Here is a 1,561-nt window from a genome sequence, read left to right on the forward strand (position 1 = left end):
ACAGTACCTGCCCAAGTAGCCAGAAATATTCGATTCCATATGGCCAGCTACTTATAGTCAGGGCCTTCCAGCCGACATCTGTTTTGCCGATAAAATGGAGTAGCCAGGCTGCCATGTGTCCAATGTCCTTATAGTCTTGTCGGCCAGCCAGAACAAATTGCTTACCGCAGGAGACTATCATGTTTAAAGAAGACTTACGCCCACTTCAAGAACAACTTTCCAACCACTCCATCTACCAGAAAATTGACAGCGTAAAGACATTGTCGGCCTTTATGGAAGCTCATGTATTTGCAGTATGGGATTTTATGTCGCTGGCGAAAAGATTGCAGCTTGAGTTTACTTCCCTGCAGCAACCCTGGGTGCCGGTTGCCGATGCCCGGTCTGCCCGTTTCATTAATGAAATTATTCTCTATGAAGAGACGGATAAGGACCGGCATGGCACGCCCATGAGCCATCTGGAAATGTATCTCGCCGCCATGGGTGAGGTGAATGCAGACACCAGTAAAATCGAGCAGGTAATCTATAGCATCAGGACCGGTGTTCCCTGGCAACAGGCCCTGGTGGTTGCCGATGTACCAGTATATGTTCAGGCATTTGTTTCGAATACCATGAAGGTAGCCCAGTACGGTTCATTACCGGAAGTGGCCAGTTATTTTCTTTTCGGGCGTGAAGATGCCATTCCAGAGATGTTTTCTTCCCTTTTGAATCATTGGCAAATCCCCCCGGCGTCCGTGCCTGCTATGACCTACTATCTGAAGAGACATATTGACCTTGATGGGAATGAGCATGGCCCGGCAGCAGAGAACCTGCTGAAACTGTGCATTAATGGGGACAAAACCGCAGAAGCATCGGCAGTTGCCAAGGCGAAAGAGGCTATTTCAGCACGAATAAGATTTTGGGATGGTCTTGAGCAGCAATTGGTCGAGATTACCGCCGGACAGGGGCAGGGTTCTGTTGATAAAGCAGAGACTAAACTTCCGGGTCTTATTTGAGACCTTGGTTATTTCAATATAAGAAAGAAGTTTGGCTCTTGACATCCTCACACCACTAAGCGGATGGCCGCCCCACCTGCGCGGCCAAGCGGTTATAATGCAATGTCAATCAGAACATTGACGGCTATCATAGCCAAACGCCCGCCCGGTTTTTGCGGTGATTGAATATACGACACCTTGTTTCATTGCCACGCAATGACCTTGCTAACTACTCCACCCCACCCGCATCAAACTGCCAAAATCCCGCTGCGACAACACCTGCGAGCAATCCCGCCACTCATGTTCTGTCGGCTGCATCGAGGCGTTATAGCGCAGATCAAAGCCGGTCGCCCGCCGATGGTCCTGAATATACTGATCCATCTTTTCCCCCAGCGACTCAATATCCTCAATCCATTCATCCTTGATGGTATCCGGCAGTGAGCCGAACAGGTCAAAGCGGTTACGCATCCGTTCTGAAAGGCGTTCATAAACCTTTTCATCCACCGTCTGTTCATTGACCAGGTTCAGCATATCCACCCGGTCACGCACCTGGCCAAACCGTTTGATCGGGCCAATGCGCTGTTCCAGCC

The 1,561-nt window shown here is 49.8% G+C and carries 2 protein-coding genes; one reads left to right on the forward strand and one right to left on the reverse strand.

The window, feature by feature from the left end; all coding sequences use genetic code 11:
* The first annotated feature begins 179 nt into the window (after positions 1 to 179).
* Positions 180 to 992, forward strand: coding sequence for a DUF3050 domain-containing protein (locus KDK14_RS20675; protein WP_257267130.1), 813 nt, complete (start codon positions 180 to 182; stop codon positions 990 to 992).
* A gap of 204 nt (positions 993 to 1,196) precedes the next feature.
* On the opposite strand, the gene KDK14_RS20680 is transcribed toward KDK14_RS20675, so the two are convergent.
* On the reverse strand, positions 1,197 to 1,561 hold a 365-nt coding region (locus KDK14_RS20680), incomplete at its 5' end, for a hypothetical protein (RefSeq protein ID WP_257267131.1).

Origin of the sequence: Endozoicomonas sp. ONNA2, from assembly GCF_024606365.1 — a bacterium.
Lineage (GTDB): Bacteria > Pseudomonadota > Gammaproteobacteria > Pseudomonadales > Endozoicomonadaceae > Endozoicomonas.